Here is a 25,931-nt window from a genome sequence, read left to right as displayed (position 1 = left end):
CAAAAAAAGAAAGGTAAGTGTAAAATGAAGAAATCCACTAAATGGTTCTCGCTCGCTGCCGCTCTCAGCGTAACCGCAATCGTGGGAACCGGCTGCAGCATTTCAGGCGGCGACAGCCACAAGGACACAAAAACAGCAGCTGAAACAAAACAATCAGATGACACATCAAGCAAAAAAACAACGAAGGCAGAAAACAGCGATTTTGTATTGGAGAGCAAATATTTTAATGATATTAAAGAAGTGAACGGGCTTGAGACCATTCAAAACCCGACAAATACACTTGCGCTCGTGAATAAGACATACACGCTGCCGGGAGATTATAAACCGAATGATCTCGTGATCCCGAAAGTCGAATTTTCTTTTACTGAGAAAATCGAGAAACGATATATCCGCAAACCTGCCGCCGATGCTTTGGCGGAACTATTCAGCGCCGGGAAAAAAGAAGGTTATGACCTGGTTGCCGTTTCAGGATACCGCTCTTATGACAGACAGAAAGTTATTTTCGATAATGAAGTCAGTCTGAAAGGTGAAAAAAAGGCGAAAGAAGCCGTCGCATATCCGGGGCAAAGCGAACACCAGACGGGGCTTGCCATGGACATTTCCAGCAAAAGCAACGGATATGAGCTGAATGAAGCGTTCGGAAACACGGCGGACGGCAAATGGGTGAAAGACCATGCGTATGAATACGGCTTTATCATCCGCTATCCTAAAGGAAAAGAAAATGTCACAAAGTATGAGTATGAACCATGGCATTTACGCTATGTAGGCAAAAAAGCGGCAAAAGCCATCCATGACCATCAATTAACACTTGAAGAATATTTTAATGAAGTAAAGAAAGTGTAATAAGAAGAAGCCCGCTTGAAAAATAGAAAGCGGGCTTTCTTTATTACCAGAAGAGTAAACCTCCAAGCGCAAATCCGGTAATGAAACCAAGGCCGATACCGTAGGCTGCTCCCCAGCCTCCCCAGCCTCCCCAATAGCCGAACCCGTATCCTCTGTGACGGCCGCCGACAGGGGCGATATACACTTTGCTGTTAGTCACCCGTACGATTCTTCCGACGTGGACTCTGCCGTTTCGTTCTGTAATTCTTGCTACTTTTCCCTGGTGCTGCCGGCAAAGATGATAATAGTTTTGCATCTTTTCTCCTCCTATCCAACCTATCTTTCTATGTCAGCTTATGATAGAGTGCGGTAAAAAGGTTGGACTAAAACAGGAGGACAATCGCCGTTTTACTTGTGAGCGACAAAAGCGCAGTGTCCCATATATTCACGGTACGTCTGCATAAGCTCGTAATGAGCCGTCAGCGTATCGTAGTGAACCGGCTGAATAACGGGCGATAAATCCATTTCTGTAGTCGGCTCCTGCGCATTGTTTTCAAAGGCAGCGGGAATGAAATCCGCTTTCTGAAAGCCTTGCTGAAGCAATCTCTGTTTCCATGCCGTTTCATCCTGCAATACGGTAAAACCGTAGAAGTCTTTTATCTGCGTGATGGCGTTTTCCGGCATGGGCTTTTGTAAAGCAGCTTCAATGCCGATCAGCATACCCCCGGGTTTAAGGACCCGCAGGATTTCAGACAGCGATGAATCAAGATTTGAAAAGGTGAGAACTGATTCGGAAAGAACGGCGGAAAATTGATTTTCAGCAAACGGAAGCCGCTCAAGCTCCGCCAAATAGCCCGGAATGGTTAAGCCTTCAGCGGCAAATCGTTTTGCTGCTTTTTCAAGCATAAGGGGATCCTTATCAACACAGGTGACGGGGTACAGCAGGTGGCCGAGATAAGCGGCCGTCTGTCCCGTTCCGCAGCCGGCGTCAAGAATCGGTTCGCCAGGAGGAGGAGCCGCTTTTGTGAGAACGGCTTTGGAAAAAGCGAGCCCGCCGGGGTGAGCCCCTCCGACTCCGAATAAGGACAGCATTTCTAAATATTTGCTCAAAGGCCGAATCCTCCTTTTTTCCTCAGCATATGTTGAGAGAAAAGCATAGGTTTGGGTAAACGGGAAAGAAGGGCGCCTCACGTTTGAAGTTGACGAATGAGCGTTCGTCTATGATAATAATGTAAGAATAAAAAGGTGGTGTTTTCTTGAAGCGGCAATTTAAACTGTTTTTTATTATATTGATCACTGCGGTCGCAGCCTCGTCGCTTACGCTGTTTATCACGGGCAATACGACCATTTTCGGACAAGGCTCGGCTGCTTTGACGAACAGCAAATTTGAGAAATTCAATAAAGCCTACGAGCAGATTAAAAGTGATTACTATCAAAAAACAGATGACAGCAAATTAGTAGACGGAGCGATAAAAGGCATGATCAGTTCCCTGGATGATCCATATTCTTCTTATATGGACCCGCAGGAAGGAAAGTCTTTTGAAGAAACCATTTCCGCTTCGTTTGAAGGCATCGGCGCACAAGTGGAAGAAAAGGACGGCAGTATCCTGATCGTATCGCCGATTAAAGGGTCACCCGCGGAAAAAGCGGGGGTTAAACCGAATGACCAGATCTTGAAGGTCAACGGCAAAAGCGTTAAAGGCCTTAATGTAAACGAAGCCGTCGCATTAATCCGCGGCAAAAAGGGAACAAACGTCAAGCTTGTGCTGCACAGAGCGGGTGTCGGCGATCTGAACCTGTCGATCAAACGTGACACCATCCCGGTTGAAACGGTGTACTCTGAAATGAAAAAAGGAGACATCGGCGAAATCCAAATCACATCCTTCTCCGAATCGACGGCAAAAGAGCTGAATTCAGCCATTGACAGCCTCGAAAAACAAGGAGCGAAAGGATACATTCTCGATTTAAGGGGCAACCCGGGCGGACTGATGGATGAAGCCATCAAAATGAGCAACATGTTTATCGATAAAGGGAAAAATATCATGCAGGTCGAATACAAAGACGGCACGAAAGAGGTCATGAAAGCGACGAAAGAGCGAAAAGTGACAAAACCGACAGTCGTCCTCGTCAATGACGGCACCGCGAGCGCCGCGGAAATCATGTCGGCTGCGCTGCATGAATCATCGGGCATTCCGCTGATCGGCGAGAAAACGTTCGGAAAAGGAACCGTGCAGACGGCAAAAGATTACAGCGACGGTTCTACCGTTAAACTGACAATCGCTAAATGGCTGACAGCGGACGGAGAGTGGATTCATAAAAAAGGCATCAAACCGCAATATCAGGTTAAGCTTCCTGAATATGCGAACCTGCCGTATTTAGATGCGAAAAAAACATACAAATACGGGGATTCCGGAACCACCGTCACCAATGCGCAAAAAATGCTGAAAGCGCTGGGGTACAGCGTGAAAGTAAACGGCACGTATGATAAAGCATTTGAACAAGCCGTTAAACAATTCCAAGCAAAAGAGAAACTGAAACAAACAGGCATTATAACGGGTGACACAACGGCAAAATTGATGACGGATCTGCAAAAACAGCTTGCGGACAACGATACACAAATGAAAAAAGCCGTTGAAACACTAAATAAGAATATGAAATAGTAAAAAACACCCGATGCGCCGCTCGCGCATTGGGTGTTTTTTGTTTGCGAAAAGCCCATCTTATGTCGTTTCCTGTTCAAAAAGGTGGCTGTTCGCCTGAATGAAAAACTGTGATTGCTCATAGTGATAGGTGACTTTTGAGAAGTCAAACGGCTGGCCGTTGGTTAAATGAAAAATCGTTTCAACGCATAGCTTAGGCGCTCCTGTAAATAGACCTAAGTACTCCGCTTCTTCCTCATTTAACATCCCCGCGTACAGATATAAATCTGAAAAACCGCGCTTTAACCCGAGACCTTCTCGAATATAATCAAATATTGATTCTGCCACGATCTCTTTATTCAAATACGTAATAATCGATTTGTTGTAAAATGACTCTTCGATACACAATGTCAGCCCGTCAATATATCGGATTCGCTTGACATAATACACGTCGCCGTCAGGCGGCATATTCAGATTTTGGGCAGCCTCAGGCGTGGGTTTTCTCACTTCCAGCGCTAATAATTTGGAAGTGACATTAAAATCTTCAAGTGATTCTTTAAATCCCTGATTAGAAAGCAGACTGATATACCCTTTTCTTTTATTCCGTCTGACAAAAATGCCGCTTCCCCTCACTTGAAACACAATCCCCTTTTTTTCTAATAAATCTAAGGACTTGGTGATCGTGCTTTTGCTCACGTTAAACCGGCTCATTAAGGTTTGCAGCACAGGCAGTTTATCCCCTTGCTGCAGCTGATGTTCTTCTATGTATTTTTCAATATCTATCGCGATTTGCTGGTATTTTAACATATACATTCCTCATTCATTTATTGTCCCGCTTCTTTCAGAATTATAGCATAATCGTTTTTAAAAGCCATTTCGTAAATTAACTATAATTGTTTATGTATTGATAAATTATACCGGTACAATTATAATGTAAACGTATAATATGAAAATAAAGGCAGGAATTCTTCTGCACTTGCGAAGCGGATGCTTGTAGCGGCTGCAGTGCATTTATTCGGCATGCAAGCGGCAGTCAAATAAAGGAGGATATAAACGATGGGGACATTGCCAAAAGATTTTTTATGGGGAGGCGCTCTGGCCGCCCACCAATTTGAAGGGGGATGGAATAAAGGCGGCAAGGGGCCGAGTGTAGTGGACGTCATGACGGCAGGCGCGCATGGTGTGCCCCGGAAAATAACAGATACAATTGAAGAGCGGGAATTTTATCCGAATCATGAAGCGATTGATTTTTATCATCGTTATAAAGAGGACATCGCATTATTCAGCGAGCTGGGTCTGAAATGTTTAAGAACGTCCATCGGCTGGAGCAGAATTTTTCCTAAAGGTGATGAAGCCGAGCCCAATGAGGAAGGATTGGCTTTTTACGACCGGGTGTTTGATGAATTGCTGAAACATGGGATTGAACCGGTAATCACGCTGTCACATTTTGAGATGCCGCTGCATTTGGCGAGAGAATACGGCGGTTTCAGAAACAGAAAAACAGTCGGATTTTTTGTAAAATTCGCTGAAGTGTGTTTTGAACGCTATAAACATAAGGTGAAGTATTGGATGACGTTTAACGAAATCAATAATAAGATGGATGTGAATAATCCGATCTTTTTATGGACGAACTCGGGCGTCGCCGTCAAAGAAAACGAAAACGCAAAAGAAGTCATGTATCAGGCCGGCCATCACGAACTGCTGGCAAGCGCATTGGCTGTTTCGAAGGGAAGAGACATCAATCCTGAGTTCAGGATCGGCGCGATGGTATCACATGTTCCGATTTACCCGTACTCATCTCACCCCGACGATGTGATGCTGGCTGAAGAAACGATGAGACAACGTTTTTTCTTCCCGGACGTGCAGGTTCGCGGATATTATCCAAGCTATGCGTTAAAAGAGTTTGAAAGAGAAGGCTATCAGATACACTTTGAAGACGGTGATGAAGAGATTTTGAAAAACGGCCGAGTGGACTACCTCGGATTCAGCTATTACATGTCTACAACCGTAAAAAGTGATGTATCAAACGATAATACCGGGGATGTCGTAAACGGAGGATTGCCAAACGGCGTGGAAAATCCTTATATTACAGCGAGTGATTGGGGCTGGGCGATTGACCCGACCGGTTTACGGTACACATTAAACCGCTTATACGACCGCTACCAGATTCCATTATTTATCGTGGAAAACGGATTCGGCGCCATCGACACATTAGAAGAGGACGGTTCAATTCATGACACTTCAAGAATTGAATATTTATCGTCACATATAAAAGCTTTGAAAAAAGCAATCACATATGATGGTGTGGATGTAATGGGCTATACACCATGGGGAATTATTGATATCGTGTCATTTACAACCGGAGAAATGAAAAAACGCTACGGCATGATTTATGTTGATCGGGATAATGAAGGCAACGGTTCAATGAGGCGGCTTAAGAAAGACTCATTTGAATGGTATAAAAAAGTGATTGAAACAAACGGCTCATATGTATCCTAAAGGTGTAAAAAGGGAAGGCTTCACCGTTGTGTGAAGCCGGCTTTTTATCAGTAATTTTGAAAGCGTATTCATTTAAGCGGGAAGGAGGTGACTGTCCGGCTTTTCATTTAGAATCGCTTATAAAAATAATGAAAGGGATGGTGGTTCATGTTTTTGAAAAAAGGTCTGCACATGACGCTGGTTTTTCTTATGTTTTTCTTTTTCATATCAAGCAGCATGGAAACCGAAGTGTATGCGGCTGATCGGAAGGCTTCAGACAAAAACAAAGTAAGGGTGTGGTTCAGTTCTGAAAAAGATCCGGCTTCCCGTACGTGGTATGACGGGCCGCTAGAAGTGAAATACGCCTTAGACGAACAAACACCGCTTGCATTGACAAAAAAGAAGGCTTCTGACTCCGCCGCTGTGTATATTGATCCGTCGCGCCGCTATCAAAGTGTGTTAGGTGTAGGATCGTCCCTGGAAGAATCCACAATCCATAATTTATCAAAAATGACACCCGCAAAAAGAAAAGAAGTGCTGAAAAAACTGGTTGATCCCAAAGATGGTATCGGAATGGACGTTATGCGCATAACGATCGGGACATCTGATTTTACGGCACAGGAATTTTATACGTATGACGATATGCCTGAAGGCCAAACAGATCCTAAGCTCCATCATTTCTCGATTCAAAAGGATATTGATTTACACATTACAGCAACCATCAAGGAAGCGCTGGCGATAAATCCGGAACTGAAAATCATTGCCTCACCGTGGAGTCCGCCGGCTTGGATGAAAACGAATGAAAACCTCAAGCGGGGAAAGCTGAAAGATAAATATATCGGCGCACTGGCCGTTTACTTCCGCAAATTTATTGAGGCGTACGAAAAGCAGGGAATTCCGATTTATGCGATGACCCTTCAAAATGAACCTTTGCTGGAAATCGACTATCCAAGCATGTATATGCCGCCGTCTCAGCAGCGTAAACTGGCACTGGCCTTAAAAAAAGAAATGAAAAAACATGTAATTGACACGAAAATTTGGATTTATGATCACAATGCGAGCGGGGCGTGGAACTATATTCCGCCGATTTTAGATGATAAAAAAGGAAACCGGGCGGCAGACGGCATCGCTTTTCACGATTATGACGGTGACCTTTCCGTCATGTCAGAAATCGGAAAGAGATATCCTGATAAATCTATTCACTTAACGGAGCGGTCTGTCTGGGGGACGGCAGGGGCGGACCGGATCGCGCAGTATTTCCGCAATGGCGCGTCGAGCTACAATGCGTGGGTGACGATGCTCGACAGTCAAATCAAGACGCATCATTGGATAGGCACCCCAGACCCAACGCTGTTTATTCAGGATGCTAAAAACCCTGACCGCTATTGGAATATCCCGATCTTTCATATGACAGGCAACTTTTCAAAATTTATCGAACGGGGAGCAAAGCGGATAGAAAGTAATTACGGCTCCAAAAACACAGTCTCGAATGTATCGTTCCTTAATCCTGATCAATCCATTGTGACAGTCATAATCAACCAGACATCCGCCGATCAAAAATTCCATGTCGTTTCAGAAAATCGGCAGTTTGAAGCTGTCATCCCGGCTAAAACCGTGGCTACCTACAAATGGAAGTGAAAAAAGTAAAAAACCGGCACATTTACGTGCCGGCTTCTTTCTGTTAAGCGCCTTTTTGGTTCAGTTGATCAGAAGGCGCTTTATTGAATAAACCGTCTTTGACGGCGTTTGAAGCCGCTTTTTTTACAAAAAACGGGTTAAGGATAATAACGGCTGCCATGTTAGCGGTCAAACCCCAAAAGCCTTCATATATACCGTGGGCGGATTGGGTGATATTTACCGTGAATGTCACGATAAGACCGACGAGAAGACCGATAATTGTCGCTTCTTTCGTTTGATTCTTCCAAAACAGACTGACGGCGATAGCCGGAAAGATCTGAACCATGCCGGAAACACCGAGAAGCTGAAGGGTAACGAGCGCAGTCGGGAACAGCATGCCGAATAAAAGCGCGAGTCCGATGACGACAAATACCATTGAACGGGTGATCATCGTCAGCTTGCTTGGTGACACATTCGGGTGAATCAAATCCCGATATAAGTTATTCGCAAATAAGTTTGATGCTCCGATGGCCATGATAGAGCAGGGAATCAATGACGCAAGGGCAATCGTGGAGTAAGCAAAGCCCTGCGCGACTCCGCCGTAAGACGTTTGAATCAGCTTCAATAAAGCAAGCCGCGGATTGGTATCTTCCGGCAGGACAAGAAACGCGATAAAGCCGAGAAAAATAACAAGAATCAAAACAATATTATAAAGCGGCAGAAACATGCTGTTTTTGCGGACGGCATCTGCGCTTTTTGCCGTAAATACGCCGGTTGCCGCATGCGCCCACATAAAGAGCGCCAGCGCAGATACGATGGAAGCTGTGATAAACCAAGGAATTCCTTTCGGCCCCGAGTCCGGTATCGTCAGCATTTGCGGCGCTTTTTCAGCCAAAGTGTGAATCATCGGCGTCCAGCCGTGAAAATGGATCAGCGGGAGTGATACGACCATAAACAGCATAATCACCCACACGAGAATGTCTTTAATAATCGCCGTAAACGTCGGCCCTTTAATTCCGCTGAAAAAAGTATACAGCGCTACAAGAATAAAAGAGATGATGACGACCATATTGACATTAATGACACCCGTTCCGGCCACCTGAAGCGTATCTTGAATTCCGCTCAGCTGGAGACAAATATAAGGAATGAGCATAAGAACGCCGACAATGGCGACAAGACTGGCCAAAAGTTTACTGTCAAAACGCTCACGGGCATAATCGGCAAGCGTCGTTAATTTGTGTATTTTTGCCACTTTCCACAGCTTCGGCAAAAAGAAATAAGCGATAAAATACGCCAAAACAGAATACGGGATTGCAAAAAAAGCAACGCTTCCCCCTGTGTAGGCTGTGCTTGTTAAGCCTAAAAACGTATAAGCCGTATAGAGATCCGCGCCGACTAAAAACCAGACGAGGAGCCCCCCGAACCGTCTGCCGCCGACAGACCATTCCTCAACAGAAGTGCGTGATGATTTGTCTCTCCCGGCTATAAAGCCGATACAGACAACGGTTAAAACGATGACGGCTGTAATGATCAATGCTGTTATATTTGCGGGCATCAGTCCAGTCCTCCTTGTTTCTTCTGCAGCCTATAAATAAGAAACGAACATAATGGAGTGACTGCGATCCATAAAAGCAGCCAGAAATGAAAAAAAGGCAGCCCGATAATGATCGGATGAACCCGATTAGCGACTGACAGCAGGGCCAGCTGGCTGAAAGGGATTAAGATGAGAACGAAAATTAGTGCTTTTCTGACCATTTACTTTCCTCCTGAAACTTGATAATGCTCCTTATCATAGCAGGTGTCAGATAAGATCACAAGATATTTTTCAGAAAAAAAAGAATTCTATTACTTTTTTAACTGAAACACTTTAGTTGCATCTTCATTCATATTAAATTAAAATAGTTAATATCTCGAAATCAAGATATTTAGGAGTGAATACATTGAATACGCAAGGATTGCACCATGTTACCGCATTTGCAAAAGATCCTGCTGAAAATCTTCGGTTTTATACTGAAGTGCTGGGTTTGCGGCTCGTTAAAAAAACCGTTAATTTTGACGACCCGGCCACTTATCACTTTTATTTCGGCAACCAAAACGGAGAGCCGGGCACGATCATTACATTTTTTCCTTTTCAGGGAAGCCGCCCGGGAACCGTGGGAAAAGGGCAGGCCGGAAGAATTTATTTCTCCGTGCCGAAAGGAGCACTCGCGTTTTGGAAGCGCCGGCTTGAAGAAAACGGCTTGTCTGTAAAAGAACAGATCATGCTGTCTGAACAAGTGCTTCTCTTTAATGATACAGAAGACCTGCCGCTTGCCATAATGGAAGATGAAAGAAGCGGACAGAGTGAATGGACGCCTGCGGGCATTACTGAAAAAGATGCGATCACAGGCATGAGAGGTGTTCTTCTGTACTCGTACCGTCCTGAAGCAACCATTAAATTTCTCATAGAACGCTTCGGTTATTCAAAGACAGGAGAAGAACATCAGATTGTCAGGCTGCAATCGGAGGCGCGGATCGGACATATTATAGATGTTGATCTCGCGCCGAAAGAAGCAGGTATCGGCGGTTACGGGACGGTTCATCATGTCGCTTTCCGCACTAGCGAAAAAGAGCAGGCGGAATGGAAGGATATTCTTGCTGATTCTCATCTTGCTTCATCTGATATTCTTGACAGGTCTTACTTTACATCAATCTATTTCAGGGAAAGCGGCGGCATTTTATTTGAAATGGCAACCGATGAACCGGGCTTTATGACGGATGAATCCTTTGAAAATCTCGGAACAGAGCTGAAGCTTCCGGAATGGCTGGAAGAGCATCGCAGCCAGATTACAGCTGTTCTGCCCAAAATGGAGAAAGGAGAATGATGATGAAACATGTGTTTGAACAGGGAACGTCAGAAAATGTTCTGCTGCTTTTGCACGGAACGGGAGGAAATGAACATGATCTTCTGTCGCTCGGACGTTTTATCGATCCGAACGCAAGTCTGCTCGGGGTCAGAGGATCAGTGTCGGAAAACGGCATGCCCCGTTTTTTTAAGCGGCTGAAAGAAGGCGTATTTGACGAGAAAGATTTAATTGAACGGACGGAAGAATTAAAGAATTTTATTGATGAAGCGGCGCAAATGTACGGATTCAGCAGAGAAAACGTGATTGCTGCCGGCTATTCAAACGGCGCCAATATTGCAGCAAGTCTTTTGTTTCATTATAAAGATGTACTGAAAGGAGCGGTTCTGCATCATCCGATGGTGCCGATACGCGGAGTGAAGCTGCCTGATATGGAAGGGATGCCTGTGTTTATCGGTGCGGGAAAACGCGATCCTCTATGTACAAAAGAAGAATCGGAGGAGCTTTATCAGTATCTGACAGATGCCCATGCATCCGTTTCGCTTGTTTGGCAGGAGGGCGGTCATCAGCTCACACAGCAGGAAGCAGAGCAGGCACGAACCTGGTACAGTGAGCGATTCCTATAAAAAACCCTTAGTCTGCTTAAGCGGACTAAGGGTTTCTTTCATCTTACAGCCAAGTTGACACTTTAGATACAGGCAGCCGGTTGCTTTTATGCGCCGGCTTAACGGCTTTACCGATTGAAATCAGCATGACGGGCACGAAACGCTCGCTCACGTCGAATTCCTTAACGAATTGCTCTTTATTGAATCCGCCGATCGCGCAAGTGTCGTAGCCTTTTGCTTTAGCGGCAAGCATCAGCTGCATTGCTGCTAAAGAAGCGTTTGAAAATGCTGAATCACGGGCAAACTGATCATTTTGGTATGCACCGTTAATCTGGCCTAAAAGCGTTTGTTTAATCTCTTCTGTGATATTGCCTTGCTCAGCCAGTTCAGCATAAACGTCTTCACCATTTTCATTTGCTTTTAAGTCGCCTAAAACGGCAATAACTGCTGATGAATCAATAATCTGTTTTTGATTAAAAGCAACCGGAAGCAGGGCAGCTTTTGCTTCATCACTGTGAAAGACTTGAAAATGCCAATGCTGAAGGTTCCAGGCGGAAGGCGCTTGCGTTGTGATTTCAAGGAGTTCTGTTAATTCCTCTTTTGTAATGACCGCGTCTTTATCGTATTCTTTAACAGATGCGCGTTCTTTTAAAACGTCTAATACGGATGTCATCATGTTTCCTCCTTCGGATAAACGTGTTATCATAATAGAAAAGTTAGAAGCTTACTAAATGTAACTCGAAAACTAATTTTAATGGATCACAAAAAACTTGTCAATTCATAGATGAAGGGATGAACTCACGTGGGATATACAATGTGTCCTAAAATGGAATCCGCTTTTTCTCTTTTGGGAAAGCGCTGGAACGGCCTCATTATCCATGTACTGATGGACGGGCCGAAACGATTTAAAGATATGACCGAAACGATACCGACAATCAGCCAAAAAATGCTCGCGGAGCGGCTCAAAGAGCTGGAACAAAATGAAATTGTCGAGCGTCAGGTGCTGCCTGAAACACCTGTCAAAGTCATTTATAAACTGACTGATAAAGGCTTGGCCCTGCAAGCCGTTTTTCAGGAAATGCAAAAATGGGCAGACAGTTTTTGCGAGCCCGGGGGATCTGCCAACGACACATGTGATGAATAACAAAGGCTGCCCAAGGCAGCCTTTTCTTAATGACAATGTTTACTCGTCATAAAAACCATTAATATCAAAATTGTTCAGATTGAGGTTCAAGCCTTTTAATTGCTTTAATAAAGCATCGAATGTAAGGAAATGATCATTTTTACATTCCGCCGGGACATCATTTGGAGAAAATAGTTTCATTCCTCCCTCAATCCACTGTTTCCGGTATAACTGAAATGCCGCTTCAATTAAATGATCAGGCGTTACAATAAACCCTAAGCTTACGTCATGGTCCTCGCTGTAGCCGAATTCAAACCCGCAGCAGGGACAAATATCAAATGTTTTTTGATATTCGCCGTTATAAACGGGACTTGTCTCTAATCCTTTAAATCCGCATATCAAACAAGGGTACAACTCACTAACCAACATACATCCCTCTTTTATTCAGTTTGCAATCATTCAGAACAAGCGGGGAGGCCTTTTACAGTTTCCCGGTTAAAAACTGAGCCTCACCAAGCCCGAAGCTCCAATCGGCGTTCCCGTTTTCTGTAATGGAAATCATGACGTCCTCGGGTGATATGCCGCATTCTGTTTTAAGCTGATCAGCCATCAGTTGATATAACGTTTCTTTTTGATGTTCGGTGCGCGCTTTGCTGACAATGCTGATGATGACAAGATCTTTGCTTCTTTTGAAACCGAGCCCGGTATCTTCAATGATAAGCTCATGAGGCCGATGCTGGTGAACGATCTGATAACGGTCCGTTACAGGGACGTCAAAAGCTTTAACCATGGCGTAATGGGCGGTATCCAGTAATTTTTTTAATGCTGCGTCATCCCGGCCTTCAATAACGTCAAAACGAAGTAATGGCATATTTTATTCCCCCTGATGGTTTTTTATCATGTCGCAACTTGTAAAAAAGTATAACAGTTAATCAAAATGTAATCAAATTATAACCAAAATATTTATACATTAATGCAATATCATAGAAAGGCACATGTTGTTACAATCGCCCAATCAATTTCCTCATTTTATGAATACGCTTAAGAATAGGCAGACATAAAGGAGGAAAAACATGTACCCTCGTCATGCATTGTATCGCGGGAATTTCGGTCCTGCCGGATTTCCGGCGAGAAGTCCTTTTTTGTTCGGCGCTCCTTTATTCGGCGGATTTTTAGGCGGTCTTCTCGGAGGCGTGATTGCCACAGGTTTCACAAGACCCCGCTATCCGTACGGGTTCGCCGGTTACGGATACGGAGGCGTCCCATACGGCGGTTTCGGGCCGGGAGCCGGCGGTTATCCGCCATTTTATTAAAGAAAAAACGGCCTGCATCGCGCGGGCCGTTTTTTTTATCTTAAAATCTCCACTTCCGATAGATTGTAGTCTTCCTGTTTTGAAAACATAACTTCAATCATCCCGTCTTTATAGACTGCTTTTGTTCCTTTCCGTTTGACGAGGCTCGGAAGGACGATTTCTTTTTTTCCTTCTCCCAGACTGCTGTTCTCTACAACGAGGCTGTGTGATGTATGCTTAATCCTGATACGGTCGAGTTCCTCTTGTTCGGCGGGAATTTTCGCAAAAACATGATCGGATGTTTCAAACAGGTCAATTTCCGGCTTGGGCGGTTCCGCTTCGACCGGCTCGGCATTTTTGGACATGGGATCGCGAAAAGGGAATTGTCCGGCATAACCGGCGCCGAATACGCTTTCCATCACTCGGTTGACATATGTCTCGACATCTTTCGGATCAGCATTTTTAAACGTTTCTTTAGAGAACTGATTTTGGAAGGGAAAATATTTGTTCCAATCAAACACGGCATCTCACCCTTTCTTAACGGACAACATAGTATATGCCCGCCGGAAGCTTCCCGTGATATAATATAATCTGTTTACAGAAAGGAAGGGGAAGGCCGTGCAAGGGAATAACGCAAGAAAAGGAATCATTTATACCGCTTGTTCTTTCGCCATGTGGGGGCTGTTTCCGGTCTACTGGAAACTTCTTGAACAAATACCCGCATTGGACATTTTAGCTCACCGGATTTTATGGTCATTTGTTTTCATGTGTGTGCTTTTAACTGTGCTTAAGAAGTGGAAAACCGGATGGCGTGAACTGCGTCTTTTGAAATCGGAAGGGGGCCTGCTGGCGCTTTTTTTCGCTTCCGTTTTAATTTCCGTTAATTGGTTTGTGTACATATGGGCCGTCAATCACGGCTTTTTGCTTGAAGCAAGTCTCGGGTACTACATTAATCCGCTCGTTTCCGTTCTTTTGGGCATCCTATTCTTAAAAGAAAAGCTTAACAAGATGCAAACAGCAGCCGTTTCTATTGCCGGGGCGGCCGTGATCATATCTGCGTTTCAATATGGCGCGGTTCCTTATATCGCATTGCTGCTTGCATTCAGCTTCGGCCTGTACGGCTTATGTAAAAAAAGAACCCGCATGTCCAGCACGATCGGACTGACGCTGGAGACGCTTTTGATTACCCCGGCTGCACTTATTTATTTAGGATATACAGCTGACGGGAGCACTTCCGGGTCCTTGGGGGCAGGAACATGGGCGCTCCTATTTTTCGCAGGCGTATTTACGGCCCTGCCGCTGTTGCTGTTTGCAGAGGGGGCAAAGCGTCTGCCGCTGTATCAAGTCGGCATTTTGCAATATATAGCGCCGACCATTACCCTTATGCTCGGCGTATTTGTGTATCATGAACCGTTTTCCGGGCAAAAAGCGTTTACCTTCATTTGTATATGGGCAGCATTGCTTTTGTTTACCTTTTCACAGATAAAATGGAAGCGGCCGATAAAAAGCCGCTAAGCCTTTCGCTTTCCAGCGATAGCTTAAATTATGTATAATCATTACGAGTATGTAAAGGAGCTGTACAATGGGCACTGATAAAGACATAGCAAAAGCCTATCAGGCACTGTGGAATAACCGCACTCTCCCGGCTTCAACTCTTGAAGAAGCGGAGAAGGCAATTGATCTTGAACTGCTTGATCAAAGAACACATCCGAGGCTCCGGAAGTCACCCGAGGAAAAGTTTGCTCTGGCGGTGCAGCGAATTGTAGATTCCCGGCTGCGGCCGATTGAGAAATATGAATTGGTTGAACTACATACGAAGCGTTTGCAATTTTTAAAAGAAGAAAGAGGGGAGCAGCTATGAAAGCGATCATAAAAGAAGATGTGCAAACTTCTTTAGAGCGATATGCCGATCGTCCTGTATATATCCATTTGGAAACAACGACCGGTTCTTATTCAGCGCATCTGAATGAGAAAAACATGACGGTTGTAGCCTATATACGCAATGCAAAAGTGACGTACCATCAGGCGAAAATCAAAGGAAACGGCCCGTACCGCGTCGGTTTGAAAACGGAAGAAGGCTGGATTTACGCAGAAGGTCTGACTGAGTATACAGTAGATGACGAAGACCGCTTGTTAATGGCAGGGCATCTGCCGGGCGGAAAATTGGCGATTTCGCTTCAAATCAGCGAAAAGCCGTTTACAGTTTAAAGAAAAGGGTGAAAATCATGAAAGAACATGTACTCGTCATCCTGCCTCACCCTGATGATGAATCATACGGAGTGGCAGGGCTGATTGCTTTACACAGACAAAAAGATATTCCCGTTACGTATGCATGCGCAACGCTTGGCGAAATGGGCCGGAACATGGGAGATCCTTTTTTCGCGAACCGTGAAACACTGCCGCTGTTAAGAAAACAAGAGCTGATCGACGCATGCAAAGCAATGGACGTTACTGACCTGAGAATGCTCGGGCTTCGTGATAAAACACTTGAATTTGAAGATGACGAGTGGCTCGCGGATATGATGGAAGAGATTATCGACGATGTAAAACCGAGTCTGATTGTCACATTCTACCCGGAGCACGGCGTCCATCCGGATCATGATGCATGCGGCGAAGCGGTTATCAGAGCGCTTTACAGAAAGAAAAAAGAGGACCGCCCGCGCACGCTTTGCATGGCAATCACCCGCAACAGGGAGGAAGCCGTCGGCAAGCCTGATGTCATTCTTGATATTAAAGAGGTTGCCGATATTAAAATGAATGCCTTAAAAGCGCACCGCACCCAAACGGAAGGCATGCTGAGAGAGCTGGAAGAAAAAATAAAAAATAACGAGCCGGTTCTTCAGACATGGTTTGAAGAAGAAGTGTATTGGACATATCCGTGGAAAGACTGATAAAAAAAGGGATAAGGCTGAAATGCCTTATCCCTTTTTTTGTGTCAGATCGGAAGCGATCGCTTCTGCAAGCGAAGACCTTATTGATAAATTTGAAAAACTCAGTCCCAGCTGCACCGCGGTTTGGGCGATTTCAGGACGGATTCCGGATAATGTCGCTTTCACGCCGAGCATTCCGAGTGATTCAATTAAGGTGAAAAGCTGTTGGGCAACCATCGTATCAATCATGGCTACACCTGATAAATCAATGTACAGCTGCGTGATGCGCTTCTCTGAACACTGGTGCAGCGTATTCTCCAAGATCATTTTTGCTCTTGCCGTGTCAATATCCCCGATCAGCGGCAGCAGTCCGACATTGTCAAAAAGCACAATTACCGGCGAGCTTAGCTCGGTAATCAATTCTTTTTGCGCTTCAAGCTGAATGTTTGTGTTTTTATACATTTCTTCTATGAAAATATGAATGACCACATCAAACGATTTAATCAGCGTATGGAATATATCTTCGGCATCTTCTTCTGTCACGGTGTCCGCATGAAGTCTGGTAAACTGCTTGACATGGCCGACATACAAATCACGAACTCTTATAAACTCGCGAATAATATAATGGATGGGAGTTTTTAAATGTTCTTCATCCCGTGCGGCTTCGAACGCCCACTTTTCCAATGCCGCTGTATATACTTCCTTCTCTTCAGAAAAAATCCGATTGAGCTGATAATTAAACGCCAGATTTTGTTTTTTCAGATTCGTGAGTACAGCCGGGTCAGTAGAAGCATAAACAGAATCAGGATCCGTATCATGAAGGGTATCAAACCATGTCTGACTGATGTCCTCCGCCCGTTCAGTTAAATAATCGTACAGCAGTTTATGTTTTGGCATTGCTGCTCCTCCTTTATGAAATCATTTTTTTCACATAATGTTTTTGCAGTTTCATCAGTCTGAAGAATAAACCGACAGCTCCTGCGGCAAGTCCTGCAATTAACCCGATCCAGTAGCCGTATGCCCCGAGGCCCGTATAAGTGCCGACTGCGTAACCGACCGGAAGCCCGATAATCCAATACGACACAAAAGCCGCGCCGAGTGTATAGTTGACATCCTTATATCCTCTCAGAGCGCCTTGTATCGGAGCTGCTACGGCATCAGAAAGCTGGAAAAACAGCGCATAGATTAAAAAGTGCTGTGTCAACATGAGCACAGCCGGATCTGATGTATACATTCCGGCGATTTGCGGTCTGAACAGTAAAATGAAAGCCGCCGTGCATAAAGAAAAACTAAGCGCCATCACGATCCCGATATAGCTGTATGAGCGGGCATCTCTATAGCGATTTGCGCCTGCTTCAAAGCCGACCAAAATGGTCATGGCCATGGATACGCTGAGCGGCAGCATATACAAGAGAGAAGCAAAATTCATTGCCGCTTGGTGGGCTGCAATCGTCACCGTCTGAAAATGGCTCATAAGCAGTGTGACAGCCGCAAAAATGCTCGTTTCAAAAAATACCGCAAAACCGATAGGCAATCCGATTTTCAAAAGCTTTCTGCATTCAGACGGAGAAAAACGGTACAGTTTCCGAAATACAGAGTACCCGGCAAACGGCTCAAATCTGCAGACGATAAAAAAGCTGATGGCGCAAATACAACAGTAAGTCAGGGCGGAAGCGAGCCCCGCCCCGACTCCTCCCAATGCCGGCATGTTGAATTTCCCGAAAATAAATACATAATTTAAAACAAAATTAATAGGCAATGAGCAAAGCGTAATAAGCATTGTGACTCGCGTTTTGCCGAGTGCATCAATAAACGAGCGCAAAACGGTGTACACAAACAAAGGAAAAATACCGAGGGATAAAAAGCCTAAAAAGTGTTTGGCGATCGTCCGGACACGAGGTTCCAGCCCCCAATGTCCCAAGATCATATCAACGGTGAAAAAGCCGATCAGGATAACCGCCGCACTGAGAACGGCCGCTACATAAACGGCCTGGATGACGGAAAACGGCACTTCCTTTTGTCTGCCGGCTCCAAACAGCTGCGAAACAACGGGCGTAACGGCCATTAATATTCCTGCAAGGCCCGTATAAACCGGCGTCCACAGGCTTGAACCGATTGCAACCCCGGCTAAATCGGCAGCGCTCACTTTCCCTGACATCACCGTATCCAAAAAGGTGATCAGGGAAAGGCCCGCCTGTGTGATTAAAATCGGAATGAAGATATGTAACAGCTGTCTGACCTTTTGGCCGATCGTGTTCGTTTCTCTCAAGTTAGGTTCCCCGTTTCTTTATTTTAACGAGAGAAATTATAACATTTTATGTATAAAAAGCAATGAAAGCCGGCCTACTCTTTTTTATCCGGTTTCGGCTTTTTAAACATCTTGGCATAAATGAATGAAAGTGAAATGACCCCTAAAAAGGTGCAGATATATTGCATCAGTCGTGCGAATTCCATATGATGTGCGCCTCCTTTCATGATTATGGTGCACACAGCGGCGCATATCCATGCGCACGATGCAGAAAATAAGGGAAAGGAGCTGATGTGACATGCGCCACACTCAAATGACGGAAAGCGCGTTTACCGCTGCCGTTCAAACGTATTTGAAACAAATTACGGAGGATGCCGGAATGATACTGCGGACATTGGATGAAAAAGACCAATGCCTTCTTTGCGAATTAGATGAACTGGGACATACGTTTCAGGAAATGCAGGCTGTCGCTTCGTCGTTTTACCTGCAGTCATATATCGAACACTTTACGCCTTCCTATACAGAGCTGGCGAGGGCCGTGCAGCATCTGGCGGAAGAAAAACACGGAGCGCTGATTGTGATTGAACGTGCAGATCCGCTGGACGGAATGATACAAAAAGGGACCAGCCTGCATGCCGAGATCAGTGCAGCTTTAATTGAGAGTATTTTTTATCCCGGCAATCCGCTTCATGACGGAGCCGTATTGGTCAGAGAAAACCGGGTTGTATCAGCAGCCAATGTGCTCCCGCTCACAACAAAACATGTCGATCTCAAATACGGGACGCGCCACAGGGCCGCGATGGGACTTTCGGCCGTGACTGATGCACTCGTGCTCGTTGTTTCAGAAGAAACGGGAAAAATGTCCTTTGCTAAAGACGGCGGACTGTATCCGCTTGTTTCGCCGCGGGCGCTTCATACGAAATAATAAGAAAATGGGAATATTGTACCCATTTAATATTAATAAGGTGAACATCTTTACCTTTTTCTGTATTGATGTTATCGTTTAAATATACATAAAATTTAAAAGAATAGGGAGTGGAAAGATGGCAAATGTATTGATGATCGGCTTTCCGGGAGAAGGCCATATCAATCCGTCTTTAGGCGTCGTAAAAGAACTGAAGGCAAAAGGGGAACATGTCGTATATTACGGCGTGAAGGAATATGAGAACAAAATCGCGTCAAGCGGAGCGGAATTCCGTGAATATGAAGATTTCCGTAAAGATGAATTCGGAAAAAACGCAACGGGTGATGAACAGCGGGACGCTACCGAGTTTTTGCTATTAATGATTGAGACTTCCAAAAAAGCCGCACTCCGTATTCTTGAGGAAGTAAAAGATGAATCCTACGACTACATCCTGTATGATCATCATTTTCTGGCAGGAAGGCTCGTGAGAAACCAGCTGAAACTGCCGGCATATTCACTTTGTACGACATTTGCAATGAATGAAGCATTTATTAAAGAAGTGTTTTCAAATACAAACCTTGTATCAGAGGAATCATCTCATTATCCGGCTTATACCGAAGCGGTCAGCCGGCTCAATGAAGAATTCAGCGCAGACATTAAAACGCCGTATGATATTTTCTCAAATGACGGCAGAAAAACCATCGTATTTACTTCAAGAGCGTTTCAGCCGAAAGAAGAAGAGTTTGGCGATTCTTATCTCTTTGTCGGTCCGTCCATAACCGAAAGGGCGGCGGCTCAAGATTTCCCGTTTGAACAGCTTGAAGGAGAAAAAGTCCTGTTTATTTCAATGGGCACGATTTTTAACAATCAGAAGGAATTGTTTAATAAATGCTTAAAAGCGGTCAGAAACTTTAACGGAAAAGCCGTCATGTCAATCGGCAAACATCTTGATCCTGCGGAGCTTGATGAAATTCCTGAGAATGTCATTGTCAAGCCTTATGTTCCGCAGCTTGAGATCCTGAAGAGAGCGGACTTATTTATCACTCACGGCGGAATGAACAGTACGAGCGAAGGGCTTTACTACAAAACCCCGATGATCGTCATTCCGATGGGCGCAGATCAGTTCGCCGTCGGAAGCCAAGTGGAAAACACGGGCGCGGGCAAAATGTTTAAAAAAGAAGATGTAACAGCGGAACTGCTTACTGAAGCAATAAAAGAATTGAGCGAAAATCCTGAATATCAGACAAAAGCTTCTGAAATCGGAGAATCCCTGAAAGCGGCCGGCGGAGCACAGCGTGCAGCGGAATTGATAGCAGAAGACGTGAAAACTGCCGAGACCCGGGTTCTGTAATCAGCCCTCACCCCCTTCCTTTAAAGGAAGCGGGCTTTTTTTGATTGTTTTTCGGGAGGATTTTTCACGCCGTAAAGAGAATTGTATGAAAAACAGACAAGAAAGGTGGAATGTCGCGGAAAAAAGCCATGTTATGAAAATGATTCCAAAGTCTTTTGTGAAATGTTCTCAATTTATGTAAAATGTGTGGCATTGGTGATGATCTAAGGCCAAATGAATCGGAATTAATGTCGACTTCTGAATGAATCCTGCATAACAGGCGGCGTCCAAAGAAAAGGAACGTCCCTTTCAGCAATGATAAATAGGAGGTTTTTCGTTATATGAAGAAAAAAATCGCAGCCGGACTGGCTGTATCTGCAGTAATGACTTCAACCTTCGCCGTGCATCCCGCTGAAGCAAAAACCATTCAAGTAAAAAGCGGCGACTCTCTTTGGAAGCTTTCCCGGCAATATCATACAAGTATTTCAGCCCTGCAGGCGGAAAATAAACTGAAATCAACGATACTCCACCCAGGACAGCGGCTGCACATTCCCGACGGCAGCGGCACACATAAAACGGGGCAAAAGGGAAAACGAAGCACGGGTGCCTACACAGTTACATACGGAGACTCGTTATGGGTGATCGCAAAAAAATACAAAATGAGCGTTTCTGAGCTGAGAAGCCTGAACCGTTTGAGTTCAGATGTCATCTATCCCGGCCAGAAACTGAAAATTAAAGGGTCTGCCGGCGGCACGGACGGAGGCGGCAGACAGACAAAGCCTGATAAAGGCGCATTAGGGACTTACACTGTGAAGCCGGGTGACTCGCTGTGGAAAATCGCCAATCAAACCGGGATCACCATCGCCGAACTGAAAAAGCTGAATCAATTAACATCAGACATGCTGTATCCGAATCAAGTGTTAAAGATCAAAGGTTCTTCACATAGCGGAAACAGCGGCACAACACCGCCATCTCATTCAAATCCTTCTGAGAAGCCATCCACTTACAAAGTAAAAGCAGGCGATTCCCTCTGGAAAATAGCTAATCGGTTCGGCATCACCGCTCAGCTCATCAGAGAAAAAAATAAATTGACAACTGATGTGCTTCAAATCGGACAAGTTCTGGTGATTAACGGAACGGGAAAAACAGAAGATCCTGTGCGTCAGCCGGATAACAAACCGGTAAAGCCAAACAAGCCGAATACTCCCGAACCTCCGGTGACAGGGTCAAAGATTGACAGAATGATAGGCGAGGCGAAAAAACATGTCGGCGTTCCTTACCGCTGGGGAGGCAATACGCCTGCGGGCTTCGATTGCAGCGGTTACATCTATTACCTTTTAAATAAGGTAAGCTCTGTTTCCCGTCTGAGCACGGCCGGATATTGGAATACGATGAAACATATCAGCCAGCCGTCAGCAGGCGACTTTGTCTTCTTTACGACATATAAAGCGGGCCCTTCTCATATGGGAATGTATTTAGGCGGAGGAGATTTTATTCACGCAAGCTCCTCCGGGGTTGAAGTTTCAAACTTAAGCAATCCGTATTGGAAAAAAGCTTATTTAGGAGCGCGCAGTTATTTTTAAAAAAGCCTTTCGGGGCTTTTTTTGTTTACCATTTTTACGTTTTGACAAGACTGATGGGTAAAAAATAAGGGGGAGGAAGCATGAATCGTCTCTTGCTTTTTCTCATGCTCGTATCAATTACGCTTTGCGGCTGCGGGGGGAGACCCGCTCCTGTTCCGCCCAAAAAACATGGGGAAAGCCGCGCATTGGAAGCATCTGCATACCGTGAGCATGCCGGACTCATCAATCAAAACGGAAAAACGATCGGATATATCGAAGTGAGGGAATCTGATGATGAAGGGTCAGACATTCATATATCAGCGGGGCATCTGCCGCCCGGCACTTCTCTCGGGTTTCATATTTATGAAAAAGGGACATGTCAGGCACCTGATTTCGAATCAGCCGGCGGTCCGTTCAACCCTTTGAACAAAGAACACGGCTTCAACAATCCGATGGGTCATCACGCCGGGGATCTCCCCAATCTTGAAGTGGGGGCTGATGGTAAAGTGGATGTCATTATGAACGCGCCGCAAACTTCATTAAAAGAAGGGAGCAGACTCAGCCTGCTCGACCGGGACGGAAGCGCGTTCGTCATTCATGAACATACGGACGATTATTTGACAAACCCGAGCGGAAATTCCGGAGCCAGAATCGCCTGCGCTCCCCTGACAAAAAGCGCCCGCAGGGAATGAGCCCTTTTGTATTGAGTATACAAGGGCTTTTTTAGTATACTCGGTTATGGAATACAAATGGAAAGGAAACATCACCTATGACTTCAGAATTACAGCACCTATCACTTCCGGAAGATATACAAAACAAACTGCAGGCTTATCAAAATCATCCCGTTTCCCAAGAATTCCGGGATTTAATCGGATCATCAGGCTATGAGGCCGAAGATAAAGCGATTGTATTCGATGCCGTCATTGCTTTGACTATGGGAAAAAATATCTTATTAAAAGGACCGACGGGTTCAGGGAAAACAAAATTGGCGGAAACGCTTTCGAACTATTTTCATAAACCGATGCACAGCGTCAACTGCTCCGTAGACCTCGATGCAGAAGCGCTTGTCGGCTATAAAACGATTGAAAATGAACAGGGACAGGCGACAATTGAATTCGTTCCCGGACCTGTAACAACCGCAATGAACGAGGGACATTTTTTATACATTGACGAAATCAATATGGCAAAGCCTGAAACCCTTCCGATTCTAAACGGCGTGCTAGATTACAGAAAAATGATGACAAATCCCTTTACAGGAGAAGTGATTAAGGCAAGCGAAGGATTCGGTGTTATCGCCGCGATTAATGAAGGATACGTCGGCACCGTTCCGCTGAACGAAGCCCTTAAAAACCGTTTTGTCATCATTGATGTTCCGTATATTAAAGGAAGCCTCCTGAAGCAGGTGCTGACCTCTCAGTCTGTCTTAAAAGATGAGAAATTAATTGAGCGCTTTATGACGCTGTCTTCTGATTTAATCGCACAAGCGCATAACGGACAAGTGTCAGAAGAAGCGGCGTCCATCAGGGCTCTCATTGATACGTGCGACTTGGCTGCGTACATCCCGCCGAAACGGGCGATTGAAAGAGGCATCGTAGAAAAACTTGACGATGACAGGGAAAAAGCCGCTGTCAGAAATATTGCAGAAACGCTGTTCGAATGAGGGATATACAATGAAGTTTATCAAATTTAACGACAGCACGATTGATTCGTTTTTGTTCATGATGCTGACTGATCTGGCCAAAACACTGACCAGAAGCAGTGAAGTTGAAGTGGAATACGGCGTGCAGTCTTACTACAATCCCTTTGAAAAGAAAATTTACATGAGCCACTTTTGGAAAGACCGATCAGCCGGGGATATGGAAGCCGGCCTGAAAAGCGATGTCTATTTGCGCGCTGTCGGAACACGCAGCAGCTCATTTCGGGAATTTGCGGGGTTTTTAAATGACGTTCACCGGCATTTCACCCGCCAAAGCTTTGCCAAGCAGCTGTTTATGCTGCTTGAGGATATCAGAATTGAAGAGCTGATCAAAAAAGAACGGCCGGGAACGAAACGTGTTTTTCAGAAGCGGAGGGAGATGTACAGGAAATATTTCACGACGCAGCTGACATTGAATTTAGAACGGAGCATTTTCACCGACGCTTTGTATTGCGCGATGTTTGTCAAGCTGACGGCTGAGTCTCCGCTTGAAGGCATTCCTTCCATGCATGAACATATTGATATGATGATACCGTATATTGAACGTCAGCTCATCCGGGTGTATGAGGCGGATTCTACGGAACAAATCGCAAAAATAACGGAAGACCTCATGGAAGGCCTTGATGAAGTGCTTGAGAAAGATATGCTGAACACGTACTTTTTTCTGCCGGAACTTGATTACGAAAAAGCGGCTGAAGAGCCTTTATTCGAAAGTGTAAAAAAAGCGCCTTCGTTAAGTGACGATCTCACGCTCCCTGAGTCTTCCGACGGAGATGAAGAAATCCTTGAAGAGAAAATGAATACGTGGCACCGGGAAACCGAAGCGCCGTCAAAAAGTTTCCTTCAATTTGATATTGAGCACGGCGCGAAATCAGATCTTGGGAAAGACGCGGCCAGAGAAGGCGATGACGGTGACCAGGCGCTCGGCTCCGTTCAAGGTTCCGCACGTCAGACGAAAAGAGAGGATTACTCCAAACTGGAAGCGCTTGAATCCATTCAGGATGAACATGAGGGCGCGGGGCTGGCTGACGGAAAAGAAAACAAATTTGCCTTCCCGGTTTATCAAACGCCTCATAAAGCGTCTCCTGAAGAGGAGCAGTCTTATAAAGAACAGGCAAAAACGATAGAATCATATCAAAAACGCCTGAAGCAGATGATACAAAAAACACTTGAGCACAAAAAAACGCTCCCGCGGACCGACCTTCACGCAGGCCGGCTGAATCGCAAACTGATCCGCTATTTTACGGAGCGGAACCCGCGCCTTTTCTTTAAAAAGCAGGACCCGTCTTCAGACATTGACGCCGTTTTTACATTGCTTGTCGATTGTTCGGCCAGCATGTTCGACAAAATGGATGAAACAAAAAGAGGGATCGTTCTTTTTCATGAAGCCTTGAAATCAGTGTCCGTACCGCACCAGATCGTCGGATTTTGGGAGGATACAAACGAAGCGACCGAAACGAGCCAGCCGAATTTCTTCAATACCGTCATTCCGTTTGAAGAGTCGCTGCTGCAGGCGGCGGGTCCGCTGATCATGCAGCTTGCGCCTGAAGAAGATAACAGAGACGGATACGCCATCAGACAAATGACGAAACAGCTGATGCGGCGGAGTGAGGCGCAAAAATTTTTAATCGTGTTTTCAGACGGAGAGCCGGCAGCATTCGGATACGAACAAAACGGCATCGTCGATACGAGCGAGGCTGTCATCGAAGCGAGAAAAAAAGGGATAGAAGTCATAAATGTTTTTCTGTCCAATACTGCAATAGAGGAATCACAGATGAAAACCATTCAGGATATGTACGGAAAGTACAGTATTTTTGTTCCGGATGTCGATCAGCTGCCCGATGTGCTGTATCCGCTCTTGAAAAAACTGCTTCATAAAAGCATAGGATAGGCTTTTTCCTA

Annotated in this window: 29 protein-coding genes; 18 read left to right on the top strand and 11 right to left on the bottom strand. The window is 45.2% G+C overall.

Annotated features, from left to right (window positions below):
• Positions 1 to 24 precede the first annotated feature (24 nt).
• Positions 25 to 843 carry a M15 family metallopeptidase gene (locus tag ACKTRM_RS09860; RefSeq protein ID WP_007407945.1) on the top strand — a complete coding sequence of 273 codons (819 nt, stop codon included), beginning with the start codon at positions 25 to 27 and terminating at the stop codon, positions 841 to 843.
• Between the two features lie 43 nt (positions 844 to 886).
• Here the strand turns inward: ACKTRM_RS09860 and ACKTRM_RS09855 are convergent, their stop codons facing one another.
• Complete coding sequence (locus tag ACKTRM_RS09855) at positions 887 to 1,138, bottom strand: hypothetical protein (RefSeq protein ID WP_007407946.1); 252 nt, start codon at positions 1,136 to 1,138, stop codon at positions 887 to 889.
• 92 nt (positions 1,139 to 1,230) lie between these two features.
• Positions 1,231 to 1,932 carry a class I SAM-dependent methyltransferase gene (locus ACKTRM_RS09850; RefSeq protein WP_012117767.1) on the bottom strand — a complete coding sequence of 234 codons (702 nt, stop codon included), beginning with the start codon at positions 1,930 to 1,932 and terminating at the stop codon, positions 1,231 to 1,233.
• A gap of 146 nt (positions 1,933 to 2,078) precedes the next feature.
• Between ACKTRM_RS09850 and ctpA the strand changes: the two genes are divergently transcribed.
• Complete coding sequence (gene ctpA / locus ACKTRM_RS09845; RefSeq protein ID WP_012117766.1) at positions 2,079 to 3,482, top strand: carboxy-terminal processing protease CtpA; 1,404 nt, start codon at positions 2,079 to 2,081, stop codon at positions 3,480 to 3,482.
• Between the two features lie 60 nt (positions 3,483 to 3,542).
• On the opposite strand, the gene ACKTRM_RS09840 is transcribed toward ctpA, so the two are convergent.
• Entirely contained in the window at positions 3,543 to 4,268 is a 726-nt protein-coding gene (locus tag ACKTRM_RS09840) for a GntR family transcriptional regulator (RefSeq protein ID WP_007407949.1), read from the bottom strand.
• A 249-nt stretch (positions 4,269 to 4,517) separates the two neighbouring features.
• Here ACKTRM_RS09840 and bglA point away from each other — a divergent pair, with 249 nt between their 5' ends.
• Together bglA and ACKTRM_RS09830 are read left to right on the top strand one after the other, a co-directional pair.
• Entirely contained in the window at positions 4,518 to 5,960 is a 1,443-nt protein-coding gene (gene bglA, locus ACKTRM_RS09835) for a 6-phospho-beta-glucosidase BglA (RefSeq protein ID WP_012117765.1), read from the top strand.
• A 147-nt stretch (positions 5,961 to 6,107) separates the two neighbouring features.
• Positions 6,108 to 7,577 carry a glycoside hydrolase family 30 protein gene (locus ACKTRM_RS09830; RefSeq protein ID WP_012117764.1) on the top strand — a complete coding sequence of 490 codons (1,470 nt, stop codon included), beginning with the start codon at positions 6,108 to 6,110 and terminating at the stop codon, positions 7,575 to 7,577.
• A gap of 43 nt (positions 7,578 to 7,620) precedes the next feature.
• On the opposite strand, the gene ACKTRM_RS09825 is transcribed toward ACKTRM_RS09830, so the two are convergent.
• Together ACKTRM_RS09825 and ACKTRM_RS09820 are read right to left on the bottom strand one after the other, a co-directional pair.
• A complete protein-coding gene (locus ACKTRM_RS09825) occupies positions 7,621 to 9,111 on the bottom strand; it encodes a sodium:solute symporter family protein (protein ID WP_012117763.1) in 1,491 nt (496 codons plus the stop codon).
• A complete protein-coding gene (locus ACKTRM_RS09820; protein WP_003153716.1) occupies positions 9,111 to 9,311 on the bottom strand; it encodes a DUF3311 domain-containing protein in 201 nt (66 codons plus the stop codon). Before ACKTRM_RS09820 ends, ACKTRM_RS09825 begins: the two co-directional genes overlap by 1 nt.
• 185 nt (positions 9,312 to 9,496) lie before the next feature.
• Here ACKTRM_RS09820 and ACKTRM_RS09815 point away from each other — a divergent pair, with 185 nt between their 5' ends.
• Positions 9,497 to 10,420, top strand: coding sequence for a ring-cleaving dioxygenase (locus tag ACKTRM_RS09815; RefSeq protein WP_012117762.1), 924 nt, complete (start codon positions 9,497 to 9,499; stop codon positions 10,418 to 10,420).
• A gap of 2 nt (positions 10,421 to 10,422) precedes the next feature.
• Positions 10,423 to 11,025, top strand: a complete 603-nt coding sequence (locus tag ACKTRM_RS09810; protein WP_023356960.1) for an alpha/beta hydrolase — start codon at positions 10,423 to 10,425, stop codon at positions 11,023 to 11,025.
• A gap of 43 nt (positions 11,026 to 11,068) precedes the next feature.
• Here ACKTRM_RS09810 and ACKTRM_RS09805 read toward each other — a convergent pair whose 3' ends face one another.
• Positions 11,069 to 11,677: a nitroreductase family protein gene (locus tag ACKTRM_RS09805; RefSeq protein WP_041482198.1), complete on the bottom strand. Its 609-nt coding sequence runs from the start codon at positions 11,675 to 11,677 to the stop codon at positions 11,069 to 11,071.
• Between the two features lie 129 nt (positions 11,678 to 11,806).
• On the opposite strand from ACKTRM_RS09805, the gene ACKTRM_RS09800 reads away from it, so the two are divergent.
• Entirely contained in the window at positions 11,807 to 12,148 is a 342-nt protein-coding gene (locus ACKTRM_RS09800; protein WP_012117759.1) for a winged helix-turn-helix transcriptional regulator, read from the top strand.
• Positions 12,149 to 12,187: 39 nt separating this feature from the next.
• Here the strand turns inward: ACKTRM_RS09800 and ACKTRM_RS09795 are convergent, their stop codons facing one another.
• On the bottom strand, positions 12,188 to 12,556 hold the full coding sequence (locus tag ACKTRM_RS09795) for a hypothetical protein (RefSeq protein ID WP_012117758.1): 369 nt from the start codon (positions 12,554 to 12,556) through the stop codon (positions 12,188 to 12,190).
• A 52-nt stretch (positions 12,557 to 12,608) separates the two neighbouring features.
• Complete coding sequence (locus ACKTRM_RS09790; protein ID WP_003153733.1) at positions 12,609 to 12,998, bottom strand: tautomerase family protein; 390 nt, start codon at positions 12,996 to 12,998, stop codon at positions 12,609 to 12,611.
• Between the two features lie 202 nt (positions 12,999 to 13,200).
• On the opposite strand from ACKTRM_RS09790, the gene ACKTRM_RS09785 reads away from it, so the two are divergent.
• Positions 13,201 to 13,440 carry a hypothetical protein gene (locus tag ACKTRM_RS09785; protein ID WP_003153736.1) on the top strand — a complete coding sequence of 80 codons (240 nt, stop codon included), beginning with the start codon at positions 13,201 to 13,203 and terminating at the stop codon, positions 13,438 to 13,440.
• A gap of 35 nt (positions 13,441 to 13,475) precedes the next feature.
• Here the strand turns inward: ACKTRM_RS09785 and ACKTRM_RS09780 are convergent, their stop codons facing one another.
• On the bottom strand, positions 13,476 to 13,940 hold the full coding sequence (locus ACKTRM_RS09780; protein WP_012117757.1) for a hypothetical protein: 465 nt from the start codon (positions 13,938 to 13,940) through the stop codon (positions 13,476 to 13,478).
• Positions 13,941 to 14,037: 97 nt separating this feature from the next.
• On the opposite strand from ACKTRM_RS09780, the gene rarD reads away from it, so the two are divergent.
• The 4 genes from rarD (at position 14,038) to bshB2 (ending at position 16,310) form a co-directional block, all read left to right on the top strand.
• Positions 14,038 to 14,934 carry an EamA family transporter RarD gene (gene rarD / locus ACKTRM_RS09775; RefSeq protein WP_012117756.1) on the top strand — a complete coding sequence of 299 codons (897 nt, stop codon included), beginning with the start codon at positions 14,038 to 14,040 and terminating at the stop codon, positions 14,932 to 14,934.
• 67 nt (positions 14,935 to 15,001) lie between these two features.
• Positions 15,002 to 15,280, top strand: coding sequence for a hypothetical protein (locus ACKTRM_RS09770; RefSeq protein WP_003153742.1), 279 nt, complete (start codon positions 15,002 to 15,004; stop codon positions 15,278 to 15,280).
• A complete protein-coding gene (locus ACKTRM_RS09765; RefSeq protein WP_007611980.1) occupies positions 15,277 to 15,627 on the top strand; it encodes a YojF family protein in 351 nt (116 codons plus the stop codon). Before ACKTRM_RS09770 ends, ACKTRM_RS09765 begins: the two co-directional genes overlap by 4 nt.
• A 17-nt stretch (positions 15,628 to 15,644) precedes the next feature.
• Complete coding sequence (gene bshB2, locus ACKTRM_RS09760) at positions 15,645 to 16,310, top strand: bacillithiol biosynthesis deacetylase BshB2 (protein ID WP_007407961.1); 666 nt, start codon at positions 15,645 to 15,647, stop codon at positions 16,308 to 16,310.
• A 27-nt stretch (positions 16,311 to 16,337) separates the two neighbouring features.
• Here bshB2 and ACKTRM_RS09755 read toward each other — a convergent pair whose 3' ends face one another.
• Complete coding sequence (locus ACKTRM_RS09755) at positions 16,338 to 17,186, bottom strand: STAS domain-containing protein (RefSeq protein ID WP_012117755.1); 849 nt, start codon at positions 17,184 to 17,186, stop codon at positions 16,338 to 16,340.
• A 13-nt stretch (positions 17,187 to 17,199) separates the two neighbouring features.
• The gene (locus ACKTRM_RS09750) at positions 17,200 to 18,558 is read right to left on the bottom strand and encodes an MATE family efflux transporter (RefSeq protein WP_012117754.1); all 1,359 of its coding nucleotides are present in this window, start codon (positions 18,556 to 18,558) and stop codon (positions 17,200 to 17,202) included.
• A 277-nt stretch (positions 18,559 to 18,835) separates the two neighbouring features.
• Here ACKTRM_RS09750 and cdaS point away from each other — a divergent pair, with 277 nt between their 5' ends.
• The 6 genes from cdaS (at position 18,836) to ACKTRM_RS09720 (ending at position 25,920) form a co-directional block, all read left to right on the top strand.
• Positions 18,836 to 19,462, top strand: coding sequence for a sporulation-specific diadenylate cyclase CdaS (gene cdaS / locus ACKTRM_RS09745; protein WP_007407964.1), 627 nt, complete (start codon positions 18,836 to 18,838; stop codon positions 19,460 to 19,462).
• 118 nt (positions 19,463 to 19,580) lie between these two features.
• Entirely contained in the window at positions 19,581 to 20,792 is a 1,212-nt protein-coding gene (locus tag ACKTRM_RS09740; RefSeq protein WP_007407965.1) for a macrolide family glycosyltransferase, read from the top strand.
• Between the two features lie 320 nt (positions 20,793 to 21,112).
• Positions 21,113 to 22,354: a C40 family peptidase gene (locus tag ACKTRM_RS09735; protein ID WP_012117753.1), complete on the top strand. Its 1,242-nt coding sequence runs from the start codon at positions 21,113 to 21,115 to the stop codon at positions 22,352 to 22,354.
• An 80-nt stretch (positions 22,355 to 22,434) separates the two neighbouring features.
• On the top strand, positions 22,435 to 23,025 hold the full coding sequence (locus ACKTRM_RS09730; protein ID WP_012117752.1) for a superoxide dismutase family protein: 591 nt from the start codon (positions 22,435 to 22,437) through the stop codon (positions 23,023 to 23,025).
• A 77-nt stretch (positions 23,026 to 23,102) separates the two neighbouring features.
• Positions 23,103 to 23,993 carry an AAA family ATPase gene (locus tag ACKTRM_RS09725; RefSeq protein ID WP_003153758.1) on the top strand — a complete coding sequence of 297 codons (891 nt, stop codon included), beginning with the start codon at positions 23,103 to 23,105 and terminating at the stop codon, positions 23,991 to 23,993.
• Positions 23,994 to 24,003: 10 nt separating this feature from the next.
• A complete protein-coding gene (locus ACKTRM_RS09720) occupies positions 24,004 to 25,920 on the top strand; it encodes a vWA domain-containing protein (protein ID WP_012117751.1) in 1,917 nt (638 codons plus the stop codon).
• The last annotated feature ends 11 nt before the right edge of the window (positions 25,921 to 25,931 follow it).

Source organism: Bacillus sp. D7-8, from assembly GCF_052055895.1.
Taxonomy (GTDB): Bacteria; Bacillota; Bacilli; order Bacillales; family Bacillaceae; genus Bacillus; species Bacillus velezensis.
The sequence above is the reverse complement of the archived record's forward strand: the minus strand, read 5'-3'. Positions and strand labels throughout refer to the sequence as shown.

Coding starts and splice junctions, on each gene's coding strand:
- ACKTRM_RS09860 (WP_007407945.1), top strand. CDS start 25: ATGAAGAAATCCACTAAATGGTTCTCGCTCGCTGCCGCTCTCAGCGTA.
- ACKTRM_RS09855 (WP_007407946.1), bottom strand. CDS start 1,138: ATGCAAAACTATTATCATCTTTGCCGGCAGCACCAGGGAAAAGTAGCA.
- ACKTRM_RS09840 (WP_007407949.1), bottom strand. CDS start 4,268: ATGTTAAAATACCAGCAAATCGCGATAGATATTGAAAAATACATAGAA.
- bglA (WP_012117765.1), top strand. CDS start 4,518: ATGGGGACATTGCCAAAAGATTTTTTATGGGGAGGCGCTCTGGCCGCC.
- ACKTRM_RS09830 (WP_012117764.1), top strand. CDS start 6,108: ATGTTTTTGAAAAAAGGTCTGCACATGACGCTGGTTTTTCTTATGTTT.
- ACKTRM_RS09825 (WP_012117763.1), bottom strand. CDS start 9,111: ATGCCCGCAAATATAACAGCATTGATCATTACAGCCGTCATCGTTTTA.
- ACKTRM_RS09820 (WP_003153716.1), bottom strand. CDS start 9,311: ATGGTCAGAAAAGCACTAATTTTCGTTCTCATCTTAATCCCTTTCAGC.
- ACKTRM_RS09810 (WP_023356960.1), top strand. CDS start 10,423: ATGAAACATGTGTTTGAACAGGGAACGTCAGAAAATGTTCTGCTGCTT.
- ACKTRM_RS09805 (WP_041482198.1), bottom strand. CDS start 11,677: ATGACATCCGTATTAGACGTTTTAAAAGAACGCGCATCTGTTAAAGAA.
- ACKTRM_RS09795 (WP_012117758.1), bottom strand. CDS start 12,556: ATGTTGGTTAGTGAGTTGTACCCTTGTTTGATATGCGGATTTAAAGGA.
- ACKTRM_RS09790 (WP_003153733.1), bottom strand. CDS start 12,998: ATGCCATTACTTCGTTTTGACGTTATTGAAGGCCGGGATGACGCAGCA.
- ACKTRM_RS09785 (WP_003153736.1), top strand. CDS start 13,201: ATGTACCCTCGTCATGCATTGTATCGCGGGAATTTCGGTCCTGCCGGA.
- ACKTRM_RS09770 (WP_003153742.1), top strand. CDS start 15,002: ATGGGCACTGATAAAGACATAGCAAAAGCCTATCAGGCACTGTGGAAT.
- ACKTRM_RS09765 (WP_007611980.1), top strand. CDS start 15,277: ATGAAAGCGATCATAAAAGAAGATGTGCAAACTTCTTTAGAGCGATAT.
- bshB2 (WP_007407961.1), top strand. CDS start 15,645: ATGAAAGAACATGTACTCGTCATCCTGCCTCACCCTGATGATGAATCA.
- ACKTRM_RS09755 (WP_012117755.1), bottom strand. CDS start 17,186: ATGCCAAAACATAAACTGCTGTACGATTATTTAACTGAACGGGCGGAG.
- cdaS (WP_007407964.1), top strand. CDS start 18,836: ATGCGCCACACTCAAATGACGGAAAGCGCGTTTACCGCTGCCGTTCAA.
- ACKTRM_RS09740 (WP_007407965.1), top strand. CDS start 19,581: ATGGCAAATGTATTGATGATCGGCTTTCCGGGAGAAGGCCATATCAAT.
- ACKTRM_RS09735 (WP_012117753.1), top strand. CDS start 21,113: ATGAAGAAAAAAATCGCAGCCGGACTGGCTGTATCTGCAGTAATGACT.
- ACKTRM_RS09730 (WP_012117752.1), top strand. CDS start 22,435: ATGAATCGTCTCTTGCTTTTTCTCATGCTCGTATCAATTACGCTTTGC.
- ACKTRM_RS09725 (WP_003153758.1), top strand. CDS start 23,103: ATGACTTCAGAATTACAGCACCTATCACTTCCGGAAGATATACAAAAC.
- ACKTRM_RS09720 (WP_012117751.1), top strand. CDS start 24,004: ATGAAGTTTATCAAATTTAACGACAGCACGATTGATTCGTTTTTGTTC.